Source organism: Roseateles sp. P4_D2, assembly GCF_056401875.1.
Genome location: NZ_JBFUIM010000008.1, coordinates 73116 through 95337, shown reverse-complemented (window position 1 = coordinate 95337; position 22222 = coordinate 73116). Strand labels below are relative to the sequence as shown.

Annotated in this window: 22 protein-coding genes and 1 tRNA gene; 14 read left to right on the top strand and 9 right to left on the bottom strand. The window is 64.6% G+C overall.

Features of this window, described 5'->3' with window-relative positions:
- Positions 1 to 623 precede the first annotated feature (623 nt).
- Both AC1DW0_RS15895 and pepA read left to right on the top strand, forming a co-directional pair.
- The gene (locus AC1DW0_RS15895; protein WP_457389073.1) at positions 624 to 1436 is read left to right on the top strand and encodes a class I SAM-dependent methyltransferase; all 813 of its coding nucleotides are present in this window, start codon (positions 624 to 626) and stop codon (positions 1434 to 1436) included.
- Between the two features lie 262 nt (positions 1437 to 1698).
- Positions 1699 to 2364: a flocculation-associated PEP-CTERM protein PepA gene (gene pepA, locus AC1DW0_RS15890; RefSeq protein WP_056203427.1), complete on the top strand. Its 666-nt coding sequence runs from the start codon at positions 1699 to 1701 to the stop codon at positions 2362 to 2364.
- 29 nt (positions 2365 to 2393) lie between these two features.
- Here pepA and AC1DW0_RS15885 read toward each other — a convergent pair whose 3' ends face one another.
- Positions 2394 to 3215 (bottom strand): Crp/Fnr family transcriptional regulator, encoded by an 822-nt coding sequence (locus AC1DW0_RS15885; RefSeq protein ID WP_200955330.1) that lies wholly within the window; start codon positions 3213 to 3215, stop codon positions 2394 to 2396.
- Positions 3216 to 3526: 311 nt separating this feature from the next.
- Between AC1DW0_RS15885 and AC1DW0_RS15880 the strand changes: the two genes are divergently transcribed.
- On the top strand, positions 3527 to 3904 hold the full coding sequence (locus AC1DW0_RS15880; RefSeq protein ID WP_477946805.1) for a hypothetical protein: 378 nt from the start codon (positions 3527 to 3529) through the stop codon (positions 3902 to 3904).
- Complete coding sequence (gene miaB, locus AC1DW0_RS15875) at positions 3901 to 5256, top strand: tRNA (N6-isopentenyl adenosine(37)-C2)-methylthiotransferase MiaB (RefSeq protein ID WP_235532087.1); 1356 nt, start codon at positions 3901 to 3903, stop codon at positions 5254 to 5256. Before AC1DW0_RS15880 ends, miaB begins: the two co-directional genes overlap by 4 nt.
- Here the strand turns inward: miaB and AC1DW0_RS15870 are convergent.
- Positions 5246 to 5521: a hypothetical protein gene (locus tag AC1DW0_RS15870; RefSeq protein ID WP_477946803.1), complete on the bottom strand. Its 276-nt coding sequence runs from the start codon at positions 5519 to 5521 to the stop codon at positions 5246 to 5248. The two genes, miaB and AC1DW0_RS15870, sit on opposite strands and share 11 nt — an antisense overlap.
- A 55-nt stretch (positions 5522 to 5576) precedes the next feature.
- Between AC1DW0_RS15870 and hemA the strand changes: the two genes are divergently transcribed.
- The 6 genes from hemA to AC1DW0_RS15840 all read left to right on the top strand — a co-directional run bounded on the left by hemA (position 5577) and on the right by AC1DW0_RS15840 (position 10432).
- Positions 5577 to 6839 (top strand): glutamyl-tRNA reductase, encoded by a 1263-nt coding sequence (hemA, locus tag AC1DW0_RS15865; protein ID WP_056203417.1) that lies wholly within the window; start codon positions 5577 to 5579, stop codon positions 6837 to 6839.
- A 68-nt stretch (positions 6840 to 6907) separates the two neighbouring features.
- Positions 6908 to 7993, top strand: coding sequence for a peptide chain release factor 1 (gene prfA / locus AC1DW0_RS15860; protein WP_477946800.1), 1086 nt, complete (start codon positions 6908 to 6910; stop codon positions 7991 to 7993).
- Positions 7990 to 8799: a peptide chain release factor N(5)-glutamine methyltransferase gene (prmC, locus tag AC1DW0_RS15855; RefSeq protein ID WP_477946798.1), complete on the top strand. Its 810-nt coding sequence runs from the start codon at positions 7990 to 7992 to the stop codon at positions 8797 to 8799. The genes prfA and prmC overlap by 4 nt, the downstream gene beginning before the upstream one ends.
- Positions 8800 to 8910: 111 nt before the next feature.
- Positions 8911 to 9495: a hypothetical protein gene (locus AC1DW0_RS15850; protein WP_056203407.1), complete on the top strand. Its 585-nt coding sequence runs from the start codon at positions 8911 to 8913 to the stop codon at positions 9493 to 9495.
- Positions 9496 to 9551: 56 nt separating this feature from the next.
- Positions 9552 to 9866: a Grx4 family monothiol glutaredoxin gene (gene grxD / locus AC1DW0_RS15845; protein ID WP_056203405.1), complete on the top strand. Its 315-nt coding sequence runs from the start codon at positions 9552 to 9554 to the stop codon at positions 9864 to 9866.
- Complete coding sequence (locus AC1DW0_RS15840; RefSeq protein WP_457443082.1) at positions 9866 to 10432, top strand: UbiX family flavin prenyltransferase; 567 nt, start codon at positions 9866 to 9868, stop codon at positions 10430 to 10432. Before grxD ends, AC1DW0_RS15840 begins: the two co-directional genes overlap by 1 nt.
- A 167-nt stretch (positions 10433 to 10599) precedes the next feature.
- On the opposite strand, the gene AC1DW0_RS15835 is transcribed toward AC1DW0_RS15840, so the two are convergent.
- The 3 genes from AC1DW0_RS15835 to AC1DW0_RS15825 form a co-directional block, all read right to left on the bottom strand.
- Entirely contained in the window at positions 10600 to 12738 is a 2139-nt protein-coding gene (locus AC1DW0_RS15835; protein ID WP_477946795.1) for a M3 family metallopeptidase, read from the bottom strand.
- 83 nt (positions 12739 to 12821) lie between these two features.
- Complete coding sequence (locus tag AC1DW0_RS15830; RefSeq protein ID WP_056203398.1) at positions 12822 to 13430, bottom strand: lytic transglycosylase domain-containing protein; 609 nt, start codon at positions 13428 to 13430, stop codon at positions 12822 to 12824.
- Positions 13427 to 15172, bottom strand: a complete 1746-nt coding sequence (locus tag AC1DW0_RS15825; RefSeq protein ID WP_477857502.1) for a proline--tRNA ligase — start codon at positions 15170 to 15172, stop codon at positions 13427 to 13429. Before AC1DW0_RS15825 ends, AC1DW0_RS15830 begins: the two co-directional genes overlap by 4 nt.
- 167 nt (positions 15173 to 15339) lie before the next feature.
- Between AC1DW0_RS15825 and AC1DW0_RS15820 the strand changes: the two genes are divergently transcribed.
- Positions 15340 to 15942 carry an RNA pyrophosphohydrolase gene (locus AC1DW0_RS15820; RefSeq protein WP_457389214.1) on the top strand — a complete coding sequence of 201 codons (603 nt, stop codon included), beginning with the start codon at positions 15340 to 15342 and terminating at the stop codon, positions 15940 to 15942.
- A gap of 12 nt (positions 15943 to 15954) precedes the next feature.
- On the opposite strand, the gene proB is transcribed toward AC1DW0_RS15820, so the two are convergent.
- The 4 genes from proB to rplU form a co-directional block, all read right to left on the bottom strand.
- Positions 15955 to 17070, bottom strand: a complete 1116-nt coding sequence (proB, locus tag AC1DW0_RS15815; protein ID WP_477946792.1) for a glutamate 5-kinase — start codon at positions 17068 to 17070, stop codon at positions 15955 to 15957.
- Complete coding sequence (gene cgtA / locus AC1DW0_RS15810) at positions 17067 to 18131, bottom strand: Obg family GTPase CgtA (protein ID WP_056203387.1); 1065 nt, start codon at positions 18129 to 18131, stop codon at positions 17067 to 17069. Before cgtA ends, proB begins: the two co-directional genes overlap by 4 nt.
- Before the next feature lie 197 nt (positions 18132 to 18328).
- Positions 18329 to 18592, bottom strand: a complete 264-nt coding sequence (rpmA, locus tag AC1DW0_RS15805) for a 50S ribosomal protein L27 (protein ID WP_056203384.1) — start codon at positions 18590 to 18592, stop codon at positions 18329 to 18331.
- A 37-nt stretch (positions 18593 to 18629) separates the two neighbouring features.
- Complete coding sequence (gene rplU / locus AC1DW0_RS15800) at positions 18630 to 18941, bottom strand: 50S ribosomal protein L21 (RefSeq protein ID WP_056203376.1); 312 nt, start codon at positions 18939 to 18941, stop codon at positions 18630 to 18632.
- A gap of 367 nt (positions 18942 to 19308) precedes the next feature.
- On the opposite strand from rplU, the gene AC1DW0_RS15795 reads away from it, so the two are divergent.
- From AC1DW0_RS15795 to pilB, 3 genes are all read left to right on the top strand, one after another.
- Complete coding sequence (locus tag AC1DW0_RS15795) at positions 19309 to 20238, top strand: polyprenyl synthetase family protein (RefSeq protein WP_056203374.1); 930 nt, start codon at positions 19309 to 19311, stop codon at positions 20236 to 20238.
- 20 nt (positions 20239 to 20258) lie between these two features.
- Positions 20259 to 20335: transfer RNA gene (locus tag AC1DW0_RS15790), tRNA-Pro, on the top strand.
- A 213-nt stretch (positions 20336 to 20548) separates the two neighbouring features.
- Positions 20549 to 22216 carry a type IV-A pilus assembly ATPase PilB gene (gene pilB / locus AC1DW0_RS15785; RefSeq protein ID WP_082532993.1) on the top strand — a complete coding sequence of 556 codons (1668 nt, stop codon included), beginning with the start codon at positions 20549 to 20551 and terminating at the stop codon, positions 22214 to 22216.
- The last annotated feature ends 6 nt before the right edge of the window (positions 22217 to 22222 follow it).

Below are 22222 nucleotides of genomic sequence, written 5' to 3'. Positions count from 1 at the left end.
GCGGCTATGTAACTAATAACGCTCATGGAGAAACGCAGGCCGATCCGTCGTAATCTCCAGTCGATCGCCTTCACAGGGGCTGCCTCGGGAAATCTTGGGACAGTCGTTGACGAAACGAATGAGTTGGGCTGCGTAGTGGAGCACGATCCGGGAACAGGCGGGGTAATCAGTCAGTACGGCACCGCAGCTCCGACCGGTTCTGGACTTTGGGCGGTCGGTGACCGTGTTATCCAGCTGGCTTCGGCGGTAGGACTGCCTAAGGCATGGCGCTGCACTGTGGCCGGAAATCCTGGCACTGGGTCGTCAGAGGGCAACCTTGGAAACGACGGGTGGACGAATATGCCTGAGCACAATTCCGGTTAGGCGCATTCAGATGTCGTAGCGAATGATGTGGGGAGCATCAATACCACCGATCGCGGCGAGCAAAGAGCTAGTTAGTTGTAAGCCATGGCGGCAGCAATGTCGGTGTGCTAGAGGTGCTTCAATTCACCCGCGAGGCGTCTTTTGATAAGTGTGAGGCGAACTCTTGGCTGAAATCATGTCAATGTCACTATGCCAATGTCACTATGCCAATGTCACTATGCCAATGGTAATTCTTCGCTATGGCAGTTAGGAGAAGCTTGATGGATGACGGAAAATTTGAGCTATATATTTCTGGCAAAAGGCTCTACGGAGATGATTTGACGCCTCCGCAGATAATGGATTGGTTCAAAAGCGAGGAAGATGGGTATGCAAATCTTGGCGCAAAGGACAAATCGAACTATCGTTATGAGTATCACGCATTAAATAATGAGCTGTTCTACAAATTTCTCAGAGGGAAGAGATTCAAAGAAGCGCTCGGCATTGGTAGTGCCTACGGCGACGAATTGATTCCGATAGCTGACCGCTTGCAAAGCATAATGATTCTTGAGCCATCCGACGCGTTCGCTATGGACTCGACGATTGGCCAAACACCTACAACCTATGTAAAGCCGAACGTATCTGGGGATTTTCCCTTTGAGAGCAACCGTTTCGACTTAATTACGTGCTTCGGAGTAATGCACCACGTGCCCAATGTTTCGCACGTAATGAAGGAGATTTACCGATGCCTATCTGTCGGCGGCTCTTTCTGTATTCGAGAGCCAATTGTTTCAATGGGCGACTGGAGGAAGCCGAGGGCCGGCCTCACTGCTAACGAGCGGGGAATTCCAATCGACATATTTGATAAGATAATTGACGAGGCTGGTTTCAAGGTCGCGCGCCGGTCTTTTTATGATTTCCGGCCCATCCCAATAATTGCAACAAAAATTGGTGTTGATGCTTACAACAATTATTTCACTGTGAAACTCGACCAATTGGTATGCAACTTGTTGTCATGGCGGACGCCTTATCACCGAACGACGTTCGTGGAGAAACTGCCCCCCGCATCCGTCGCCTACCTTCTCGAAAAAGCGTGACGCTTGGCGGTTGAGGCTCAAGTGCCGCCGTCGTTGCAGACAGTGCAGCATGGTCCCGACGGCCAACGAAGGAGGTCCGCTCCTGCTTGGCGCGTGGGACCAGATCAATGCCTCAAGCATGGCCGCGGAACGGCTTGGTTCCTTCGCTAGAGGAGCTAACAGCCGGGATGCAAGCGCGCTGGTGGGGGGGGTTCCTTCATGCCCGAAGTCGTTGAGTCGTTGGCTCAAGGTATTGGGGGTGGTGTTGGGGGGACATGTGTGAGTGCGCGCGCAGACGCCGCTCCATGCGACTGCTGTACTGATCTCGGACTATTCCACCGTCACCATCGACGCACTGGGCAACTTCACCGAGACCGGCTATCTGCCCGTCACCGGCTTCCAGCTCGGCGGCAACGCCCTCACACCCACCGGCCTGAACACCGACTACGGGCTGTATCTCGCCTTCACCGGTACCGGCACGACGACGACGAACGATCCGACCACGACGTTCAATTTCGGCAACTTCACGACCTTGACCTACACGCTGTACGGCTACAACGGCACAGCGACCTTCGGCTTCAGCGGCAACACGCCCACCGAAACAGCCAGCGGTGAAATGGCACTGGCCAGCGGCACCTTGATCTCGGGCAGCGTGCTGACGGTGCCGACTGGCGGCGGCACCTTCAGCCCCTCGGCCAACGCCATGCTGACGGTGGCGCTGAACCAGCCGACGTTCTTCTCACCCGATCCCTTCTATTCGGTCGCGCTGACGGCCTTCTCCAACACGCCGTCACAGGTCGAGCCGTTCGCGGGCGGCTTCCGCATTCGCCAGGGCGGCGGATCGCTGAACTTTGCGCCGGTGCCCGAGCCGAGCAGCACCGCCATGCTGTTGGGCGGTCTGGCTGCCGCAGGCTTCCTCGGCTACCGTCGCCAGCGCAAGCAGGGCTGACGCAAGGGACGCCGGGGCCGGCCCCGGCGTCAGTAGACCGGGCGGGGCCGCAGCAAGCGCTCAAACTCGCGGTGGATGGTGTGATAGCAGTCGCAGGTGCGCGTCTCTAGTCCGCTGCGATTCAGTACCGTGATATGGCCCCGTGCATAGCGGATATAGCCCCCCTGCTGCAGCCGAGCCGCGGCCAGCGTGACGCTCTCGCGCCGCACACCCAGCATGCCGGCCATGGACTCCTGGGTCATGGTCAGCTCATCGGACTGCTGGCGGTCCATCCGCAGCAGGATGAGGCGCGCGAGCTGCTGCTCCAGGCCATGATGCCGGCTGCATAAGGCGGTCTGCATGATCTCGGCGACCAGGGCCTGCGAATAGGCCAGCAGCAGCCGGCGTACCGTGGCGTGGCGCGCGAACTCCTCGGCCACGGCAGAGGCACGCAGGCGCAGCGCCTTGCCCGGCATGTGCACCACGGCGCGGCTGCGCGTGTAGTTGCCATCGATCAGCGGCAGACCCACGACACCTTCGCGGCCAACGGTCGCCACTTCGGCGCAGGCGCCCGCGCGATCAGGCACCGAGAGCGACGCCAGCGCGGTGATCGGAAAGTACACCCACTGGATGAAGGCAGACGCTTCGTGAAGCATCTGGCCGGGGCGCAGGTAGACCCATTCCGCTTGCGCCAGCCACCTCTGGCGGTGCTCCGGCAGCAACGCTGCCAACAGTCGGTTGTATCGCCAGTCGCCCGCGTACGCCGCTCCGCGCCGGATACCTTCCTCCACGTCGTCCTGCAGCCAGGCTCGGGCGTGAACTCCCGCGGTCGAGCTCTCATCGGCGGCATGGAGGGTGGGTAAATCTTTCATGTTCAAGCCGTGTATGCGCTCTGGGCGCGGTGGACAGGCGGCTGCCAACATTTCAATTGGCAAAGGCCGTTCCCGCCTCAGGCAGCGGCAAGGATTTCCTGCCCGTCTTTGCACCGAAGGGATGCCGACGCGGCCAGCTTGAAAAATTTGCCGAATCCTTTCCATGCCGGGGACTGCCGCGCATGAGCCGCCACCAAGCTCAACCGGTCCCGTCGCTACAATGGCGGGCGCTTGGCTCGTCATGCCGAGCCCGACGGCTCGGGACACTCCCGGGTCGTTTTCATTTCCACCGCAGCCACTGGACACATACCATGTACCGCTGTGCACTCCCGCTGGCGCTGGCCGTCAGCTGTCTGGCCGCCCAGGCCCAGACGCACCGCTTCTTCACGCCTCAGACCCTGCGTGGCGAACTCGTCGTCACCCAGCACCCTGACGTGCTGTTGAACGGCAAGTACGCGCGCCTCGCACCCGGCAGCCGCATCAAAGGCGACACCAATCTGCTGGTGCAGCCAGGCGCCATCACCGGCCAGAAGTTCATCGTGCACTACACGGTCGAGAACAGCGGCTTGATCATGGACGTCTGGCTGCTGAACCCGGCCGAGATCGCCAACAAACCCTGGCCGACGACGTCGGCCGAGTCGGCAACCTGGCAGTTCAACCCGGGCAACCAGACCTGGAGCAAGCCATGAGCGAGGTCGTGACAAAAAAGGTCTTCATCAAGACCTTCGGCTGCCAGATGAACGAGTACGACTCGGACAAGATGGCCGACGTGCTGGGCGCCGCCCAAGGCTACGAACCGACGACCGATGTCGAGCAGGCCGACCTCATCCTCTTCAACACCTGCTCGGTGCGTGAAAAAGCGCAGGAGAAGGTCTTCAGCGACCTCGGCCGCGTGAAGCACCTGAAGGCCAAGGGCGTCATGATCGGCGTCGGCGGCTGCGTCGCCTCGCAGGAAGGCGCGGCCATCATCGAGCGTGCACCCTACGTGGACATCGTGTTCGGCCCGCAGACCCTGCACCGCCTGCCCGCCATGCTGGATGCCCGCCGCGAACAGCGCCGCCCGCAGGTGGACATCTCCTTCCCCGAGATCGAGAAGTTCGACCACCTGCCGCCGGCCAAGGTCGAGGGTGCCTCGGCCTTCGTCTCCATCATGGAAGGCTGCTCCAAGTACTGCAGCTACTGCGTGGTGCCCTACACCCGCGGCGAGGAGGTCTCGCGCCCGTTTGACGACGTGCTGACCGAGATCGCCGGCCTGGCTGACCAGGGCGTCATGGAGATCAACCTGCTGGGGCAGAACGTCAACGCCTACCGCGGCAAGATGGGCGATACGCCTGAGTTCGCCGACCTGGCCCTGCTGCTGGAATACGCCGCCGAGATCCCCGGCATCCGCCGCCTGCGCTTCACGACCAGCCACCCTAACGAGTTCAGCCCCCGCCTCATCGAGGCCTACGGCAAGATCCCGCAACTCGTGAACCACCTGCACCTGCCCGTCCAGCATGGCAGCGACCGCATCCTGATGGCGATGAAGCGCGGCTACACGGCGCTGGAGTTCAAGAGCATCGTGCGCAAGCTGCGCGCCATCCGCCCGGACCTGCGCCTGGCCAGCGACTTCATCGTCGGCTTCCCCGGCGAGACGGACGAAGACCACGCCAAGCTGATGAAGCTGGTGCACGACGTCGGCTTCGACGCCTCGTTCAGCTTCATCTTCAGCCCCCGCCCCGGCACGCCGGCCGCGGCGCTGGAGGACACGACACCCTACGAGGTCAAGGTCAAGCGCCTGCAGGAGCTGCAAGCGGCCATCGAGGCGCATGCCATCACCATCTCGCAAGGCATGGTGGGCAAGGTCGAGAAGGTGCTTGTCACCGGCAATGCGCGCAAGGACGTCTCGGAGCTGATGGGCCGCACCGAGTGCAACCGCATCGTCAACTTCCCCGGCTCGCCGCGGCTGATGAACCAGCTGGTCGATGTGCGCATCACGACGGCCTTCGCGCATTCGCTGCGCGGCGAGGTCGTCACGACCGAGGACGTGCTCAGCGCTTGAAGCTCAGCAAATACCACTGCGGCAGGGCGACGCCAAGCACCAGCAAGGCGTAACCCGCCATGCGGCCATCGCGGCCCAGCAGGATCAATGTGGCGATGGTGGCCGCCGTGCCGCCCGCCGCTCCCCAGGCCCACAACCGTTGCCACGCCAGAGGCTTCGCCACCCGCCGCCACAGGCCCTTGATCGCCAACGCCAGTAGCGCCGCCAGCCCCCAGGCTGGGGCAAAGAGATTCGCGATGTGCCAAAAGGCGTCAAGTGGGCTCATTCGGGCTTGACCGATGTCAGATGCGGAAAAGCCGCGAATCCTACAATTCACGCCCATGTCCGTCTTTGCTCTCGGCCTGAACCACAACACCGCCCCGCTCGATCTGCGCGGGCGGTTTGCATTCACGCTCGAGCAGCTCGCCCCTTCACTGACCGGCCTGCGCCAGAAGCTGTCCGGCACGCCCGAGGCGGCCATCCTGTCGACCTGCAACCGCACCGAGGTCTATGTGGCCGCACCGTCAGCCCTGGTGCAACCCGCCATCGCCTGGCTGGCCGATGCCGGCGGCGTGCAGGCCGGCGCCTTGCGCGAGCATGCCTATGTGATGCAGGGCAGCGATGCCGCTCGCCATGCTTTCCGCGTCGCGGCTGGCCTGGACTCCATGGTGCTGGGCGAGCCACAGATCCTGGGCCAGATGAAGCAGGCCGTGCGTGAAGCCGAGAACGCCGGCGCCCTGGGCACGACGCTGCACCAGCTCTTCCAGCGCAGCTTCTCGGTGGCCAAGGAGGTGCGCAGCTCCACCGAGATCGGCGCCCACTCCATCAGCATGGCCGCTGCTGCCGTGCGGCTGGCCGGCCAGCTCTTTGAGGACCTGGCCAAGACACGGGTCCTCTTCGTCGGCGCCGGCGAGATGATCGAGCTGACCGCGACTCACTTCGCGGCCAAGACGCCGCGCCAGATGGCCGTGGCCAATCGCACGCTGGAACGCGGCGAGAAGCTCGCCACCCATTTCGGCGCCGAGGCCATGCGCCTGGCCGACCTGCCTGAGCGCCTGCACGAGTTCGACATCGTCGTCTCCTGCACGGCCTCCAGCCTGCCGCTGATCGGCCTGGGCGCCGTCGAGCGCGCGCTGAAGAAACGCAAGCACCGCCCGATGTTCATGGTCGACCTGGCCGTGCCGCGCGACATCGAGCCCGAGGTCGCCCAGCTGGACGACGTCTATCTCTATACGGTCGACGAGCTCGCCGCCCAGGTGCAGACCGCCGGCGAGAAACGCCAGGCCGCCGTGGCCCAGGCCGAGGCCATCGTCGAGACCGGCGTGCAGAGCTTCATGCACTGGCTGGACCAGCGCCACACCGTGCCTCTGATCCAGGCTCTGCATGCCCAGGCCGACGACTGGCGGGCGCTGGAGATCGCCCGCGCCCGCAAGCTGCTGGCCAAGGGCGCGGACGTGGACGAGGTGCTGGATGCGCTGTCCAAGGGCATCACGCAGAAGCTGCTTCACGGCACGCTGGCCGAACTGCACGCCAGCGACGGCGAGCAACGCCTGCAGTTGGCCCAGACGGTGTCGCGCCTCTTCCTGCGCGGCAAGCAGTCTTAGCGGCGCTCTCAAGCCGCCGCTCGGTGCATCGCTTGCGCCGCCCCTGACCGCATTCCCGTTCCGTGCCCATGAAAGACTCCCTGCGCCAGCAGTTCGACCGCCTCGGCTTCCGCCTCGCCGAGCTCGACACCATCCTTGCCGACGGCAGCGTCGCCTCGGACATGCAGCGCTACCGCGCGCTGACCAAGGAGCAGGCCGAGGTGTCTGGCCTGGTCGAGCGCTACCGGCGCTATCTGCAACACGAGGCCGATCTCGCCGCGGCACGCGACATGCTGGCGGACGCTGAGATGGCGGAGATGGCCCGCGAGGAAATTGCGTCCAACGAGACAGCACTGACGTCGCTCGACGCAGAGTTGCAACTCGCGCTGATCCCCAAGGATCCGGACGACGAGCGCAACGCCTTCCTCGAAATCCGCGCCGGCGCCGGTGGCGACGAGGCGGCCCTGTTCGCCGGCGACCTGGCGCGCATGTATCTGCGCTTCGCCGAAGGCCAGGGCTGGCGCACCGAAATCCTGTCCGAGAACATCTCCGACCTCGGCGGCTACAAGGAACTGGTCGTGCGCGTCGAGGGCGATGCCGTCTACGGTCGTCTCAAGTTCGAATCCGGCGGCCACCGCGTGCAGCGCGTGCCGGCGACCGAAACCCAGGGCCGCATTCACACCAGCGCCTGCACGATCGCCGTGATGCCCGAGCCCGACGAGGCCGAGGTCATCACGCTGAACCCGGCCGACCTGCGCATCGACACTTTCCGTGCCAGCGGCGCCGGTGGCCAGCACATCAACAAGACCGATTCCGCTGTACGCGTCGTCCATCTGCCCACCGGCATCGTGGCCGAATGCCAGGACGGCCGCAGCCAGCACAGCAACAAGGCCAAGGCGCTGCAGGTGCTGCAGGCACGCATCCAGGAGAAGGAACGCAGCGAGCGCGCCGCCAAGGAGGCCGCCACGCGCAAGGGGCTGATCGGCAGCGGCGACCGCAGCGACCGCATTCGCACCTACAACTTCCCCCAGGGCCGCCTGACCGACCACCGCATCAACCTGACCCTCTACAAGCTGGGCCAGATCATGGACGGCGACCTCGGCGACGTCATCCAGGGCCTGCAGGCGGCGCAGGCGGCCGAGCAGTTGGCTCAGCTCGAAGAAGGCCGGGCGTGACAGTCGATGAGGCGCTCGCCCTCGCCCGCCAGCTCGGCGTCGAGCGCGGCGATGTGCAGACGCTGCTCGGCCACCTGACCGGCCAGGGCCGCGCCTGGCTTGTCACCCACGGCGACGCACTCGCACCCGGCGCCGAAGCCGCGCTGCAAAGGCTGGCCGCTGGTGAACCGCTGGCCCACCTGACCGGCTGGCAGCCCTTCCACGGCCTGATGCTGCAGGTCACGCCGGCCACGCTAATCCCTCGGCCGGACACCGAAACCCTGGTCGACTGGGCGCTGGAACTGCTCGCCGCCCTGCCGGGCCAATCCAGCGTCGCCGACCTCGGCACCGGCAGTGGCGCCATCGCGCTGGCCATCAAGGCCGCCTGCCCGCACGCCCAGGTCACGGCCGTTGACTTCAGCGCCGACGCCTTGGCTGTTGCTCGCGCCAATGGTGAACGCCTGGGTCTGGCCGTTGACTGGCGGCACGGCAACTGGTTCGCGCCGCTGGCCGACCGGCGCTTCGACCTCGTCGTCAGCAACCCGCCCTATATCGCCGGCGACGACCCGCATCTGCCAGCCCTGCGCCATGAGCCGATCGCGGCCCTGACGCCTGGAGGTGACGGACTGGCCGACCTGCAAACCCTGATTGATGCTGCACCGCAACACATCAACGATGGTGGCTGGCTGCTGATGGAACACGGCTGGGACCAGGCCGAAGCGGTCGCCGCCCGCCTGGCCGCACGGGGGTTTGCCCAGGCCACGCTGAGGCGCGACCTGGGCGGTCGGCCGCGGGCCAGTGGCGGCTGCTGGCGTGCAACCAGCTGAAAGCTCCCCGAAATGTGTGATGTATTGCTGCCAGTTCTTCATTCCCGTAACTGACTGGCCGGCGTAGTATCAAATCCCGGTGCCACTCGATGCACCGCGCAGGAGACGATCATGGCCCGCCTCGCCAGCGCTGCAGTACTGAGCCTCTCTGTCCTTTGTGCTATCCATGCCGTCTCGGCCCAGGCCGACGACAACGCCAATCCGCGCTGGCAGGCGCGATTGCAGCTGAACAGCATCGACAGCGGCAGCGAGGCGCAGCAGCCCCATCTCGGCGGATCCCGTGTGCTCAGCGCCAACCTGCTTGGCGACTACTACCTCACCAGCTCAGGCTTCTCCAGCCTGCGCGGCGGCCTTCGTGCCACCGGCGGCCTGTTGCTCGGACCGCTGTCCATGTCGCAAAGCAGTGGCGGCCTGGCCCTGGGCAGCGGCCCGGTCTCCGCGGGGCGGCGCAGCCTGTCGCTGAACGGCCCTGACGGTTATTCGCTGGACAACGCCAATCTCTCCTATGTCGGCATCGGCTACACCGGCCGCGTGCACAAGAGCGGCCTGGCCTTCAGCGCCGACTTCGGCCTGATGTCAGGCTCCTATGGCAGCAGCCTGCGCCTGGGCCGCAGCAGCGCCCAGGGCTTCGAGGACGCCATGCGCGATTTGCGCTTCAAGCCCTTGCTGCAATTGGGCTTGGCGTACAGCTACTGACGCTCAACCGGGCGCGTCCCGGATAATTGCCGTTTTGCCTTTTGACGAGAACAGCAATGAGTGACGTTCAGCAACGCATCGACGACCTGGTCAAGTCCAATCGCGTCGTGCTCTTCATGAAGGGCACCGCCCAGTTTCCGATGTGCGGTTTCTCCGGCCGCGCCATCCAGATCCTGAAGGCCGCCGGCGTGACCGATCTCAAGACCTTCAACGTGCTCGAGGACGAGGAAGTGCGCCAGGGCATCAAGGACTACGCCAACTGGCCCACCATCCCCCAGCTCTACGTCAACGGCGAATTCCTCGGCGGCTCGGACATCATGATGGAGATGTACGAGTCGGGTGAGCTGCAGCAGGCATTGACGGCCGCCTGATGAGCCCGCAGCGGCTCGTCGTCGGGCTGACCGGGGCGACGGGCGCCGCCTACGCGCTGCGGCTGCTGCGCCGCTCGCGCGAGCTGGGCGTCGAGACCCATCTGATCGCCACGCCCGCCGGCATCCTCAACGTCCATCACGAACTCGGCCTGGACCGCTCTGCGCTGGAAGCCGAGGCGGACCATGCCTACGCGCCAGGAGACATCGGCGCCTGCATCGCCAGCGGCAGCTTCGCGACCGCCGCCATGATCGTGGCGCCCTGTTCGATGAAGTCGCTCGCGGCGATTGCTCACGGGCTTGGCGACAACCTGCTGACCCGCGCCGCCGACGTCACCTTGAAGGAGCGCCGCCGGCTGATCCTGATGGTGCGCGAGACACCGCTCAACCTGGCCCATTTGCGCAATATGGTCGCGGTGACCGAAATGGGCGGCATCTGCTTCCCGCCGCTGCCGGCCTTCTATCACCGCCCCAAGACGATCGAGGAGATGGTCAACGAGACCGCCGAGCGGGTACTGGAGCTGGCCGGCGTCGCGGCAGCGCAGCCCAAGTCCTGGGCCGGGCTCTAGGGAAACGCTAAACCAGTCACTCGCGCGCAGCGCATCCCTGCTTTGGGCGGCCTGCGGCGTTGCAAATCCTCGCCATAGCCCGCTATGGCTGTGGTTTGCGCCTTGCAGTCCATCCCAAACCAGGGCGCGCTGCATCACGGGACCGATTCAGCGTTCCCCTGGCCCGCTCAGGGCTTCTGCACCACCAACCCACGCCGCTCCAGCAGCGGCTTGATGTCGGGCTCGTGGCCCACGAGGTTGCGGAACAGCACCATCGCATCCTCGCTGCCGCCACGCGACAACAGCTTGGCGCGCAGCGCATCGCCGTTGGCACGCTTCAAGCCACCATTGGCCTTCAGCCATTCGACGGTGTCTGCGTCCAGCACCTCACTCCAGATGTAGGCGTAGTAACCGGCCGAGTAGCCGCCCATGATGTGGCTGAAGTAAGGCAGGCGATAGCGCGGCGGCACGGGGCCGAAGTCAACGCCTTCGTCCTTCAGCACCTTGGCCTCGAAGGCCATGATGCCGTCGGCTGCGGGCACTTCGCCGGCCTTGAGCTGGTGCAGGCGCTGGTCGACGATGGCGGCGCTCAGATAGGACAGTGTCGTGTAGCCCTGGTTGAAGCGCTTGGCACGCGCCACCTTGTCGAGCAGTTCACGCGGCATGGCCTCGCCAGTCTGGTAGTGCTTGGCATAGCTGGCCAGCACGCTGGGCCAGTCGGCCCAGACCTCGTTGACCTGCGAGGGATATTCAACGAAGTCGCGCGGCACGCGGCCCAGGCCCGGGTATTGGCCCTTGTTGAACATGCCATGCAGCGCGTGGCCGAACTCGTGGAACAAGGTGTTGACCTCATCCCAGGTCAGCAGCGTCGGCTCACCGGCTGGTGGCTTGGGGATGTTGAGATGGTTGGCAACGACCGGCTGCGTGCCCTCCAGCGCGTTCTGGCTGACGTAGGCGTTCATCCATGCACCGCCGCGTTTGCTGGGTCGGGCGTAGAGGTCGGCGATGAAGATGGCGAGTTGCTTGCCGTTGGTGTCGAAGACGTCGTAGGTGCGCACGTCGTCGCGGTAGACCGGCAGGTCGGTGCGGCGCTTGAAGCTGATGCCGTAGAGCTGGTTGGCCGCGAAGAACACGCCGCGCTCCAGCACGCTGGTGAGCTCCAGATAGGGCTTGAGCTGGCTTTCGTCGAAGCCGTACTTGGCGGCACGCAGCTTCTCGGAGTAGTAGCTCCAGTCCCAGGGCTGCAGGGCGAAACTGGGTTGCTTCTTGACGGCCTGGTCGGTATCAATGAGCTTTTGCAGCTCGGCAGCCTCCTGTTTGGCCGACGCCACGGCCGCCGGCCCAAGCTTGCCGAGCATGGCATTGACGGCTTCGGCGGACTTGGCCGTCTCCTCCTCCAGCACATAGGCGGCGGGCGTCGCATAGCCGAGCAGGGCCGCGCGCTCCTGGCGCAACGTCATCACGCGGGACACGATGCCCGTCGTGTCATTGGCATTGCCGCGGCTGCCGCGCGCGACGGATGCGCGGTGCAGGCGCTCGCGCAATGCACGGTTCTGCAGCTCGGTCTCCAGCGGCTGGATGGTGGTGTTCAGCAGCGTCAACAGGTACTTGCCTTCTAGACCCTTCTTCTTGCCGGCTTCGGCCGCGGCGGCCACCTGGGCCGGCGTGAGCCCGGCAAGATCCTCGGCGCTGTCAACGATGAGAGCCGAGTCATTGACCTCGGCCAGCACCGCCTTGTTGAAACGCGCGCCCAGCGTCGCCAACTCGGCGTTGATGGCCTTCATGCGCACCTTCTGTTCGTCGCTCAGCTGCGCACCGGCGCGCACCATGTCGCGGCGGTAGCGCTCGATGAGGCGCTTGCCTTCGGCGTTGGGCGCTGCCTTGCCACGCGCCGCGTACAAGGTCTCGATGCGGGCGAACAGCCTGGGGTTGAGCAGCACCGCGTCGCGATGGGCGGCGAGCTTGGCGGCGTAGTCGGTCTGCAACTGCTGGCGGGCGGGGTTGGCATCGGCACCAAGCAGGCTGAACAGCAGCGTGGAGGTGCGGCCCAGCAACCGGCCGCTCTTCTCCCAAGCGACGATGGTGTTGTCGAAGGTGGGCGCTGCAGGGTTGTCGGCGATGGCCTGGATTTCGGCCAGTTGCTCAGCCATGCCCTTGTCCAGGGCCGGGCCAAAATGCTCGTCGCGTACCTTGTCGAACTGCGGGTATTGCAGCGGCAAGGGGCTGGGCGCGAAGAGGGGGTTGTCCGAGGGCTGCTGAGCCCAGCTCAGGTTGGTGGCCAGCAATGTCGTCAGGAGAAGAGGCGCGAAGCGTTTGGCAGCGGGCATGGGTGGCTTGTCTTGTGGACGAAACCTCAAAGCCTAACGCCCTGACCGCTCCCGGCCACAAGCCACGCCGGGAAAGCCCTGAGTCATTTCTCGCCGGGCAGCAACCACTGCCGCCGCGCGGCAAATACGGCGTTCGGATACTCGGGCCGGCCGCGGCTGCCGTTGTAACGGCCCAGAGCCAGGAAGAGGTCGCCCTTCTCCAGGTCCAGGTAGTGGCGCAAGATGACGCAGCCGAAACGCAGATTGCTCTGCATGTGAAAGAGGCGCGCGGCATCGCCGTCGCCGATCAGCTTGGCCCAGAAGGGCATGACCTGCATATAGCCGCGCGCGCCGGCGATGCTGATCGCGTATTTGCGAAAGCCGCTCTCGACCTGCACGAGACCAAGCACCAGGCTGGGCTCCAGGCCCGCGCGCTTGGCCTCGTACCAGACCGTCTCGAGGAACTCGATACGGATCTGCGTCTCGGTTTTGCGCTTCTTCAGCCGCTCGCTCATCGCGCCCAGCCAGCGCAGATAGGCCATGCGCTCATCGACCTGGCTGGCCTCGAACTTCGGGCGCGGCGGGGCCGCCTGGGCGATGGAGGCGGTCAGCGCCGAGCGCATCGAGTCCGCCAGCGGCTCCTCGACCTGGGCGCCGGCCTGCGCCGCCAGCGGCGCGGCGAGCAGGCTGGACAGCAGCAGCCGGCGCTTCAAAGCTTGAGCAGGCCCTTCAGGTGGCCGACCACATCAGCCACGGCGAGCTTGGTCGCCGCCTCATCGCGACGGCCCTGGTACTCGACCTGGCCTTCCTTCAAGCCACGGTCGCCCAGCACGACGCGATGCGGCACGCCGATGAGCTCCCAGTCCGCGAACATCGCGCCGGGGCGCTCACCGCGGTCGTCCAGCAGCACGTCAACGCCCAGCGCCTTGAGCTCCTCGTACAGCTTGTGGGCGGCGGCCTTGACCTCTTCGCTCCGGTCCATGCCGATGGGGCAGATGACGACGGTGAAGGGTGCGATGGCGTCCGGCCAGATGATGCCGCGCGCATCATGGTTCTGCTCGATGGCGGCACCCAGGATGCGGGTCACGCCGATGCCGTAGCAGCCCATCTCCATCAGCTTGGGCTTGCCGTTCTCGTCCAGGAAGTTCGCGTTCATCGCGGCGGAGTATTTGGTGCCGAGATAGAAGACATGGCCGACCTCGATGCCGCGCTGGATGGCGAGCAGGCCCTTGCCGTCCGGCGAGGGGTCGCCGGCAACGACGTTGCGAATGTCTGCAACGACGTCGGGCTCGGGCAGATCGCGGCCCCAGTTGGCGCCGGTGAAGTGGAAGTCAGCCTCGTTGGCGCCGCAGACGAAGTCGCTCATGACGGCGACCGTGCGGTCGGCGACGATCTTCAGCGGCTGCTTCAGTCCGATGGGACCAAGGTAGCCGGGCTTGCAGCCGAAGTGGGCGTCGATCTCGCCGCTGGTCGCGAAGCGGAAGCCGCCCTTCAATCCCTCGACCTTGCCGGCCTTGACCTCGTTCAGGTCGTGGTCGCCGCGCACCAGCAGCAGCCAGACCTGGGTCTTGACGATATTGCCGTCCTTGTCGAGCTCATCGGTGGCCAGCACCAGGGACTTGACCGTCTGCGCGAGCGGCAGACCGAGCAGCAGCGCCACCTCGGCGCACGTAGCCTTGCCCGGCGTGGGCGTCTTGGTGAGCGTCTGCAGCGCGTCGGCGCGGCCGGGCAGCAGGGCGACGGCTTCCGCCAGCTCGATGTTGGCGGCGTAGTCGCTGGTCGGGCAATAGACGATGGCGTCTTCGCCGGTCTCGGCGATGACCTGGAACTCATGCGAGCGGTCGCCGCCGATGGCGCCGGTGTCGGCCGCAACGGCGCGGTACTGCAGGCCGAAGCGGTCGAAGATCTTGCCGTAGGCCGCGTACATGTTGTCGTAGCTGCGGCCGGCGGCCTCGACGTCACGGTCGAAGGAGTAGGCGTCCTTCATCGTGAACTCGCGGCCGCGCATCAGGCCGAAGCGCGGACGGCGTTCGTCGCGGAACTTGGTCTGGATGTGATAGAAATTCTTCGGCAACTGGCGGTAGCTGCGCAGCTCCTGGCGGGCAATGTCGGTGATGACCTCCTCGCTGGTCGGCTGCACGATGAAGTCGCGGCCATGGCGGTCCTTCACGCGCAACAACTCGGGGCCCATCTTGTCGAAGCGGCCCGTCTCCTGCCACAGCTCGGCAGGCTGGATGACGGGCATCAGGCATTCGACGGCGCCGGCAGCGTCCATCTCCTCGCGGATGATCTTCTCGACCTTGCGGATGACACGAAGACCCATCGGCATGTAGTTGTAAATGCCGGCGCCCAGGCGCTTGATCATGCCGGCGCGCATCATCAGCCTGTGGCTGACGACCTCGGCATCGGCGGGCGCTTCCTTGAGGGTGGAGACGAAGAACTGGGAGGCTTTCATGGGCAGACCGGATCAAAGGCCAGGAGAGCGCCTGGCAAATGCGAAGGCCGGGTGAAAACCCGGCCGAAGTCACGACAAAACAGGGAGAAATCTTCGGGTTAGCGAGGGCGCTGTGACGATCGTGGCCCGATGCAATAATCGAACCAACTAGAGATTTGAGGTTGATTATGCTCGACCGTGAAGGCTTCCGCCCCAACGTCGGCATCATCCTGCTCAACCAACGCAACGAGGTCTTCTGGGGCAAACGCATCCGGACGCACTCGTGGCAGTTCCCGCAAGGGGGCATCAAGCACGGTGAAACGCCTGAGCAGGCGATGTTCCGAGAGCTCCACGAAGAAGTGGGGCTCACGCCAGAGCATGTGCGCATCATCGCGAGGACTCGCGACTGGCTGCGCTACGAGGTGCCCGAGCATTTCATTCGGCGAGATGCGCGTGGCCATTACAGGGGCCAGAAACAGATCTGGTTCCTGCTGCAGATGGTGGGGCGCGACTGCGACATGAACCTGCGCGCCACCGATCACCCGGAGTTCGACGCCTGGCGTTGGAACGAGTACTGGGTACCGCTGGAGGCCGTCATCGAGTTCAAGCGCGGTGTTTACGAGATGGCGCTGACGGAACTGGCGCGCTACCTGCCGCGCATCAACCATCACAACCGCTATCTGCGTGCCGGCATGCGGCCCGCGCACCGGGAGCGCAACAGCGGGCCAATGCCGCTGGACGCGCCACTGGAAACAACGGCGACGCCGCCGGAGGGCGAGCCGCCGAACTGAGGGGCTGCGCTTCTAGCGGAGCACCAAGTTGTCTCGATGGATAAGTTCGGGCTCTGCCGCATAGCCGAGCAGCGCCTCGAACTCCGACGAGGGCTTGCGCGCAATCAGCCGGGCTTCCGAGGCTGAATAGTTGGCCAGGCCGCGCGCGAGTTCGAAGCCCTCGGCCGTCTGCACGGCGATGACATCGCCGCGATGGAAGCCGCCCTGCACTTCCACCACGCCGATGGGCAGCAGACTTTTTCCTTCGTCCCGCAGCTTGATCGCCGCACCCGCATCCACCTTGACCGAGCCACGCAACTGCAGGTGGTCGACCATCCACTGCTTGCGGGCCGCCAGCTTGGGCGTGGCTGCCAGCAGGGCCGTGCCGATGGCCTCGCCGCGCGCCAGGCGCAGCAGCACATCGGGCTCGCGCCCCCAGGCGATGACAGTGCCGGCGCCACTGCCAGCTGCGCGCTTGGCCGCGAGGATCTTCGTGATCATGCCGCCGCGGCCGATGCTCGAGCCGGCGCCGCCAGCCATGCGCTCCAGCTCCGGATCGCCGGCCTGTGCCGTATCGATGAAGCGGGCGGTCGGGTCCTTGCGTGGGTCGGCTGAATACAGGCCGCGCTGGTCGGTCAGGATCACCAGCGCATCGGCCTCGACCAGGTTGGCGACCAGCGCCCCCAGCGTGTCGTTGTCGCCAAACTTGATCTCGTCGTTGACGACGGTGTCGTTCTCGTTGATGACGGGCAGCACGCGGTGGGCCAGCAACGTCAGCAGCGTCGAGCGCGCATTGAGATAGCGCTCCCGGTCCGCCAGGTCGGCGTGCGTCAGCAGCACCTGGGCACTGGCCATACCCTGGGCACTGAGCTGGCTCTCGTACATCTGCGCCAGGCCCATCTGACCGACGGCTGCAGCGGCCTGCAATTCGTGCAGTTCCTTGGGGCGTGTCGCCCAACCGAGACGCTTCATGCCCTCAGCGATGGCGCCGCTGGACACCATGATCAGCTCACGGCCCTCTTTCGCCAACGCCGCCAGCTGGCGGCTCCAGTTCGCGATCGCCTCGGCATCAATGCCGCGACCCTCGTCGGTGACGAGGCTGGAACCGACTTTGACGACGATACGGCGCGCGCTGGACAGCAAACTCATTCGGCGGGGCTGTTGGACTCGAAACGGATATCGGGCTCGACCAGCACGTTCTGCTCGGCAGCAACGTGTTCGTAGATCGCATGGATCAGCGGCTGGCAGCCCTGGCGTGTCAGCGCCGAGATCTCGAAGACCGGCCCCTTCCAGCGATAGCGCTTGACGAAGTCCTTCACGCGCGTGGCACGCTCTTCCTCGGGAACCATGTCCAGCTTGTTCAACACCAGCCAGCGTGGCTTGGCATGCAGCTGAGGGTCGTATTTCTTCAGCTCGGCCACGATAGCCTTGGCTTCCTTGACCGGATCGACCTCGGGATCAAAGGGCGCGAGGTCGACGACATGCAGCAGCAGCCGCGTGCGTTGCAAATGGCGCAGGAACTGGTGACCGAGGCCAGCGCCCTCGGAGGCGCCTTCGATGAGGCCTGGAATGTCCGCGACAACGAAGCTCTTCTCGGGCGCGACGCGCACGACACCGAGGTTGGGATGCAACGTCGTGAACGGATAGTCCGCAATCTTGGGCTTGGCGTTGGAGATCGCCGTGATCAATGTCGACTTGCCGGCGTTGGGCTGGCCCAGCAGGCCAACGTCGGCCAGCACGCGCAGCTCCAGGCGCAGCTTCTTGGCCTCGCCCGGCCAACCCGGCGTTTTCTGGCGCGGCGCACGGTTGGTCGACGTCTTGAAATGCAAGTTGCCAAAGCCGCCGTCGCCGCCCTTGGCGAGCAGAATGCGCTGGCCGGACTCGATCAACTCGCCGATGACGGATTCGGTTTCCAGGTCCGTGATGATGGTGCCGACCGGCACACGCAGCACGATGTCGTCGGCCGCCGCGCCGAAGCAGTCGGAACCGCGACCAGCCTCACCGTTGCGTGCCTCGTGGCGGCGTGCGTAGCGGTAGTCGATCAGCGTGTTCAGGTTGCGGTCCGCCTCGGCCCACACGCTGCCACCCTTGCCGCCGTCACCGCCGTCCGGCCCACCGAAGGGAATGAACTTCTCGCGACGAAAGCTGGCGCAGCCCGCGCCGCCGTTGCCGGCTGCGATGTCAATGGTGGCTTCGTCGACGAATTTCATGGCTGAGCAGCCATCGTACTGGCTGGGTTGCGGCGCGCCCGCTGCGATTCAGTGCGGCGGGCTTTCCAAAAAACAAACCCGGCAAGCCGGATCAAACAAGCAAAGGCTCCGGCAAGCCGGACCTTAAAAAACAAAAGCCCCGGCGAGCCGGGGCTTGGAAGTATCCGGGCGGGCGACCCGTCCGGATCACGCAATCATCAAGCCGCCAGCGGCGTGATGACGACGGTCTGACGGTTCTTCTCGCCCTTGATGGCGAAGGACACGTGGCCATCGACCAACGCGAACAGCGTGTGGTCCTTGCCCATGCCGACGTTGACGCCAGCGTGGAACTTGGTGCCGCGCTGACGCACGATGATCGAACCTGCGGAGATCAGTTCACCGCCGTAAGCCTTGACGCCCAGCATCTTGGGCTTGGAGTCGCGGCCATTCCGTGTGGAACCGCCGCCTTTTTTCTGTGCCATGAGTTAGCTCCTAGAAATTAGCGAAAGACGACTGAAATCAGCCGTTGACCGCGCTGATTTCCAGCTCGGTGAAGTTTTGGCGATGGCCTTGGCTCTTCTTGTAGTGCTTGCGACGGCGCATCTTGAAGATGCGAACCTTGTCGTGCTTGCCATGGCTGACAACCTTGGCGCTGACAGTAGCGCCGGCGACCAGCGGAGCGCCGACCGTCAGGCCGTCGCCGCTGCCGATGGCCAGCACTTGGTCGATAGTGACCTCAGCGCCGACTTCCACGTCGAGCAACTCGACCTTGATCTTTTCGCCGGCAGCAACCTTGTATTGCTTGCCGCCGGTTTTGATGACCGCGTACATATTCATCCTTCCGCACCTCAGGGGTGCAATCACCCGGCTCCAGCAGCTTGACGCCAGCCATTCAGCCCGCGCCGCCGCCCTCGTCGGGCCTTTTTGTCGGTTTTGATCCCCATTGCCCGCCACCCATCAAAGACACACGGCTTGCAAAGAGCCCGCGAGTATACCCTGACGCTTCATCGAAAGGCAATGCTCCACGCGCTGGGCCTCCTGCAAGCCTCACGACAACAGTGCGGCCCGACCATGCCCGCAAGCGCATGGACGCCGTTTCTATAATCACCACATTCCTTGCCTGAGAGTCCACGTGCGCGTCGAGTCAGCCTCGCCCCCATCCCAAGTTGCTGAGGTACTCGCCCTGCTGGCCGACGAAATGGCCCAGGTCGACGCGGTCATCGCGCAGCGCCTGTCCTCCGATGTGGCGCTGATCGACCAGATCGCGCACTACATCGTGCATGCCGGCGGCAAGCGCATGCGCCCCAAGCTCGTGCTGCTGTTTGCGAACGCGCTCGGTTTTGCCAAGCCGGCGCGCTTTGAGTTGGCCGCCGTCGTCGAGTTCATCCATACGGCGACGCTGCTGCACGATGACGTCGTCGACGAGTCCTCACTGCGTCGCGGCAAGCCGACCGCCAACGCCCTGTTCGGCAACGCTGCGAGCGTGCTGGTCGGCGACTTCCTTTATTCGCGCGCCTTCCAGATGATGGTGTCGGTCGACCGCATGCGGGTGCTGGAGGTGCTGGCAGAGGCCACCAACGTCATTGCCGAGGGCGAAGTCCTGCAGCTGATGAACATGCACGACCCGGACATCACGGTGGAGAGCTATCTGCGCGTGATCCGGTTCAAGACTGCCAAGCTTTTCGAAGCCAGCGCTCGCCTCGGCGCGGTACTGGCCAACGCCCCGCCCGAGGTCGAGGAAGCCTGTGCCGCCTATGGGCGCGCGCTGGGAACGGCCTTCCAGCTCATCGACGATGTGCTGGATTACGAAGGAGACGCCCTGGAGCTCGGCAAGAACATCGGGGACGACCTGCGCGAGGGCAAGACGACACTGCCGCTGTTGATCGCGATGGAGCGAGCAACGGGCGAGCAACGCGCATTGCTTCGGCATGCCATCGAAGAGGGCGAGCAGGAAAAACTGCAGGATATCGTTGCCATCGTGCGCTCAACCGGCGCCCTCGAATCGACCCGGGAAGCGGCGCGAACCGAAGCGCGGCACGCGGCCGAATGTCTCAGCCACCTGCCTCCAAATAGGTGGACAGAATCTCTGCTAGAATTCGCAATTCAGTCGGTTGAGCGCCACTCCTAGGCGGCTCGCGCAGAAGACATCGGGGTGTAGCTTAGCCTGGTAGAGCGCTACGTTCGGGACGTAGAGGCCGGAGGTTCGAATCCTCTCACCCCGACCAAGTCTTCGCCCTCGGGATGAGGGTCCGCAAATCGACCGGGCCACAGTACCGGCAACCCTGAAATCCTGACGTTATCCCTGGAATTCGTTTGCCTCGCGCCCGGCTACCGACTGGCACAATTGGCAGACTTCGCTCTTTCCGTCGTTGACGCAACTGCCTGTGGAAACCACGCTCGCCGAGCCGCTTCAGTCTTCCCTGTCGGGGGTGGCGCGCATGCTGGTGCACGCCGGCAAGCTGCAGGCCAAGGCCGCCGAAGATCTCGTCAAGCAGGCGAGGGAAAAGAAGGCCAGTTTCGTCAACGCGGTGATCGCAAGCGGCCTGGTTTCGCCAGTCGATCTGGCGCACACCTTGTCCAGTGCCCTGGCCTTGCCGCTGCTGGATCTGTCGGCGATGGACCCGCAGCGCATGCCGCAGAACGTCATCGACGCCAAGCTGGCCCAGCAGTACCAGGTCGTGGCCCTGTCGCGGCGCGGCAATCGCCTTTTCGTCGGCGGCGCCGATCCCACGGATCTCGAGGTCATTGAACGCATCAAGTTCGCGACCCAGCTGCAGCCGGAATGGGTCATCGTCGAGCATGACAAGCTGGCCAAAATGCTGGCCAGCAGCGGCGTCAGCGCGACGGAATCGCTCGAGAGCATCGCTGGCGGCGACTTCGACTTCGACATCGCCGAAGAGGATGCGACGCCGCAGCAGGAGGCTGCCGAACTGGCAGACGTCGAGGACGCACCCGTCGTCCGCTTCCTGCAGAAGATGCTGGTCGACGCGATCAATCTGCGCGCTTCGGATTTGCACTTCGAGCCCTACGAGTTCCACTACCGCGTGCGCTTTCGCGTCGACGGCGAGTTGCGCGAGATCACGCAACCGCCCATCGCGATCAAGGACAAGCTGGCCTCGCGCATCAAGGTGATTTCGCGCCTGGACATCTCCGAGAAGCGAGTGCCCCAGGACGGGCGCATGAAGCTGAAGTTCGGCAGCAAGTCCATCGATTTCCGCGTCAGCACGCTGCCTACGCTGTTCGGCGAAAAGATCGTCATTCGTATCCTGGATTCGTCCTCCGCGAAGCTGGGCATTGAAGCGCTGGGCTACGAGAAGATCGAGAAGGAGCGCCTGCTCGCCTGCATCTACCGCCCTTACGGCATGGTGCTTGTGACCGGCCCGACGGGCTCCGGCAAGACGGTGTCTCTCTACACCTGTCTGAACATCCTGAACCAGCCTGGCGTCAACATCGCGACCGTGGAAGACCCGGCCGAAATCAACTTGCCCGGTATCAACCAGGTCAACGTCAACGACAAGGCGGGCCTGAACTTCTCGACGGCCCTGAAGTCCTTCCTGCGCCAGGATCCAGACATCATCATGGTCGGCGAAATCCGTGACCTGGAAACCGCCGATATCGCGATCAAGGCCGCTCAGACGGGCCACATGGTCATGTCGACGCTGCACACCAATGACGCGCCCAAAACGTTGACCCGTCTGCTCAACATGGGTGTGGCGCCGTTCAATATCGCGTCCAGCGTGCTGCTCATCACCGCTCAGCGCCTCGTGCGCCGGCTGTGCGAGAACTGCAAACAGCCGGCAGACTACCCACGCGAAGCGCTGATCAAGGCCGGCTTCGTCGAGGAAGATTTCGACGGCAGCTGGAAGCTCTATCGCGCCGTCGGCTGCAGCAGCTGCACAAATGGTTACCGCGGCCGCGTCGGGCTTTACCAAGTGATGCCCGTCACGGAGGCGATCCAGCGCATCATCCTGGCTGAGGGAACGGCGATGGACATCGCCGAGCAGGCCAAGAAGGAAGGGGTGCGCGATCTGCGCCAGTCCGGCCTCGTGAAGGCGCGCGTCGGCGTCACGACACTGGAAGAAGTGCTGTCCGCCACCAACGAATAATCAGTC

Coding starts and splice junctions, on each gene's coding strand:
- AC1DW0_RS15895 (WP_457389073.1), top strand. CDS start 624: ATGGATGACGGAAAATTTGAGCTATATATTTCTGGCAAAAGGCTCTAC.
- AC1DW0_RS15885 (WP_200955330.1), bottom strand. CDS start 3,215: ATGAAAGATTTACCCACCCTCCATGCCGCCGATGAGAGCTCGACCGCG.
- AC1DW0_RS15880 (WP_477946805.1), top strand. CDS start 3,527: ATGTACCGCTGTGCACTCCCGCTGGCGCTGGCCGTCAGCTGTCTGGCC.
- miaB (WP_235532087.1), top strand. CDS start 3,901: ATGAGCGAGGTCGTGACAAAAAAGGTCTTCATCAAGACCTTCGGCTGC.
- AC1DW0_RS15870 (WP_477946803.1), bottom strand. CDS start 5,521: ATGAGCCCACTTGACGCCTTTTGGCACATCGCGAATCTCTTTGCCCCA.
- hemA (WP_056203417.1), top strand. CDS start 5,577: ATGTCCGTCTTTGCTCTCGGCCTGAACCACAACACCGCCCCGCTCGAT.
- prfA (WP_477946800.1), top strand. CDS start 6,908: ATGAAAGACTCCCTGCGCCAGCAGTTCGACCGCCTCGGCTTCCGCCTC.
- AC1DW0_RS15850 (WP_056203407.1), top strand. CDS start 8,911: ATGGCCCGCCTCGCCAGCGCTGCAGTACTGAGCCTCTCTGTCCTTTGT.
- grxD (WP_056203405.1), top strand. CDS start 9,552: ATGAGTGACGTTCAGCAACGCATCGACGACCTGGTCAAGTCCAATCGC.
- AC1DW0_RS15840 (WP_457443082.1), top strand. CDS start 9,866: ATGAGCCCGCAGCGGCTCGTCGTCGGGCTGACCGGGGCGACGGGCGCC.
- AC1DW0_RS15835 (WP_477946795.1), bottom strand. CDS start 12,738: ATGCCCGCTGCCAAACGCTTCGCGCCTCTTCTCCTGACGACATTGCTG.
- AC1DW0_RS15825 (WP_477857502.1), bottom strand. CDS start 15,172: ATGAAAGCCTCCCAGTTCTTCGTCTCCACCCTCAAGGAAGCGCCCGCC.
- AC1DW0_RS15820 (WP_457389214.1), top strand. CDS start 15,340: ATGCTCGACCGTGAAGGCTTCCGCCCCAACGTCGGCATCATCCTGCTC.
- proB (WP_477946792.1), bottom strand. CDS start 17,070: ATGAGTTTGCTGTCCAGCGCGCGCCGTATCGTCGTCAAAGTCGGTTCC.
- cgtA (WP_056203387.1), bottom strand. CDS start 18,131: ATGAAATTCGTCGACGAAGCCACCATTGACATCGCAGCCGGCAACGGC.
- rpmA (WP_056203384.1), bottom strand. CDS start 18,592: ATGGCACAGAAAAAAGGCGGCGGTTCCACACGGAATGGCCGCGACTCC.
- rplU (WP_056203376.1), bottom strand. CDS start 18,941: ATGTACGCGGTCATCAAAACCGGCGGCAAGCAATACAAGGTTGCTGCC.
- AC1DW0_RS15795 (WP_056203374.1), top strand. CDS start 19,309: ATGGCCCAGGTCGACGCGGTCATCGCGCAGCGCCTGTCCTCCGATGTG.
- pilB (WP_082532993.1), top strand. CDS start 20,549: ATGCTGGTGCACGCCGGCAAGCTGCAGGCCAAGGCCGCCGAAGATCTC.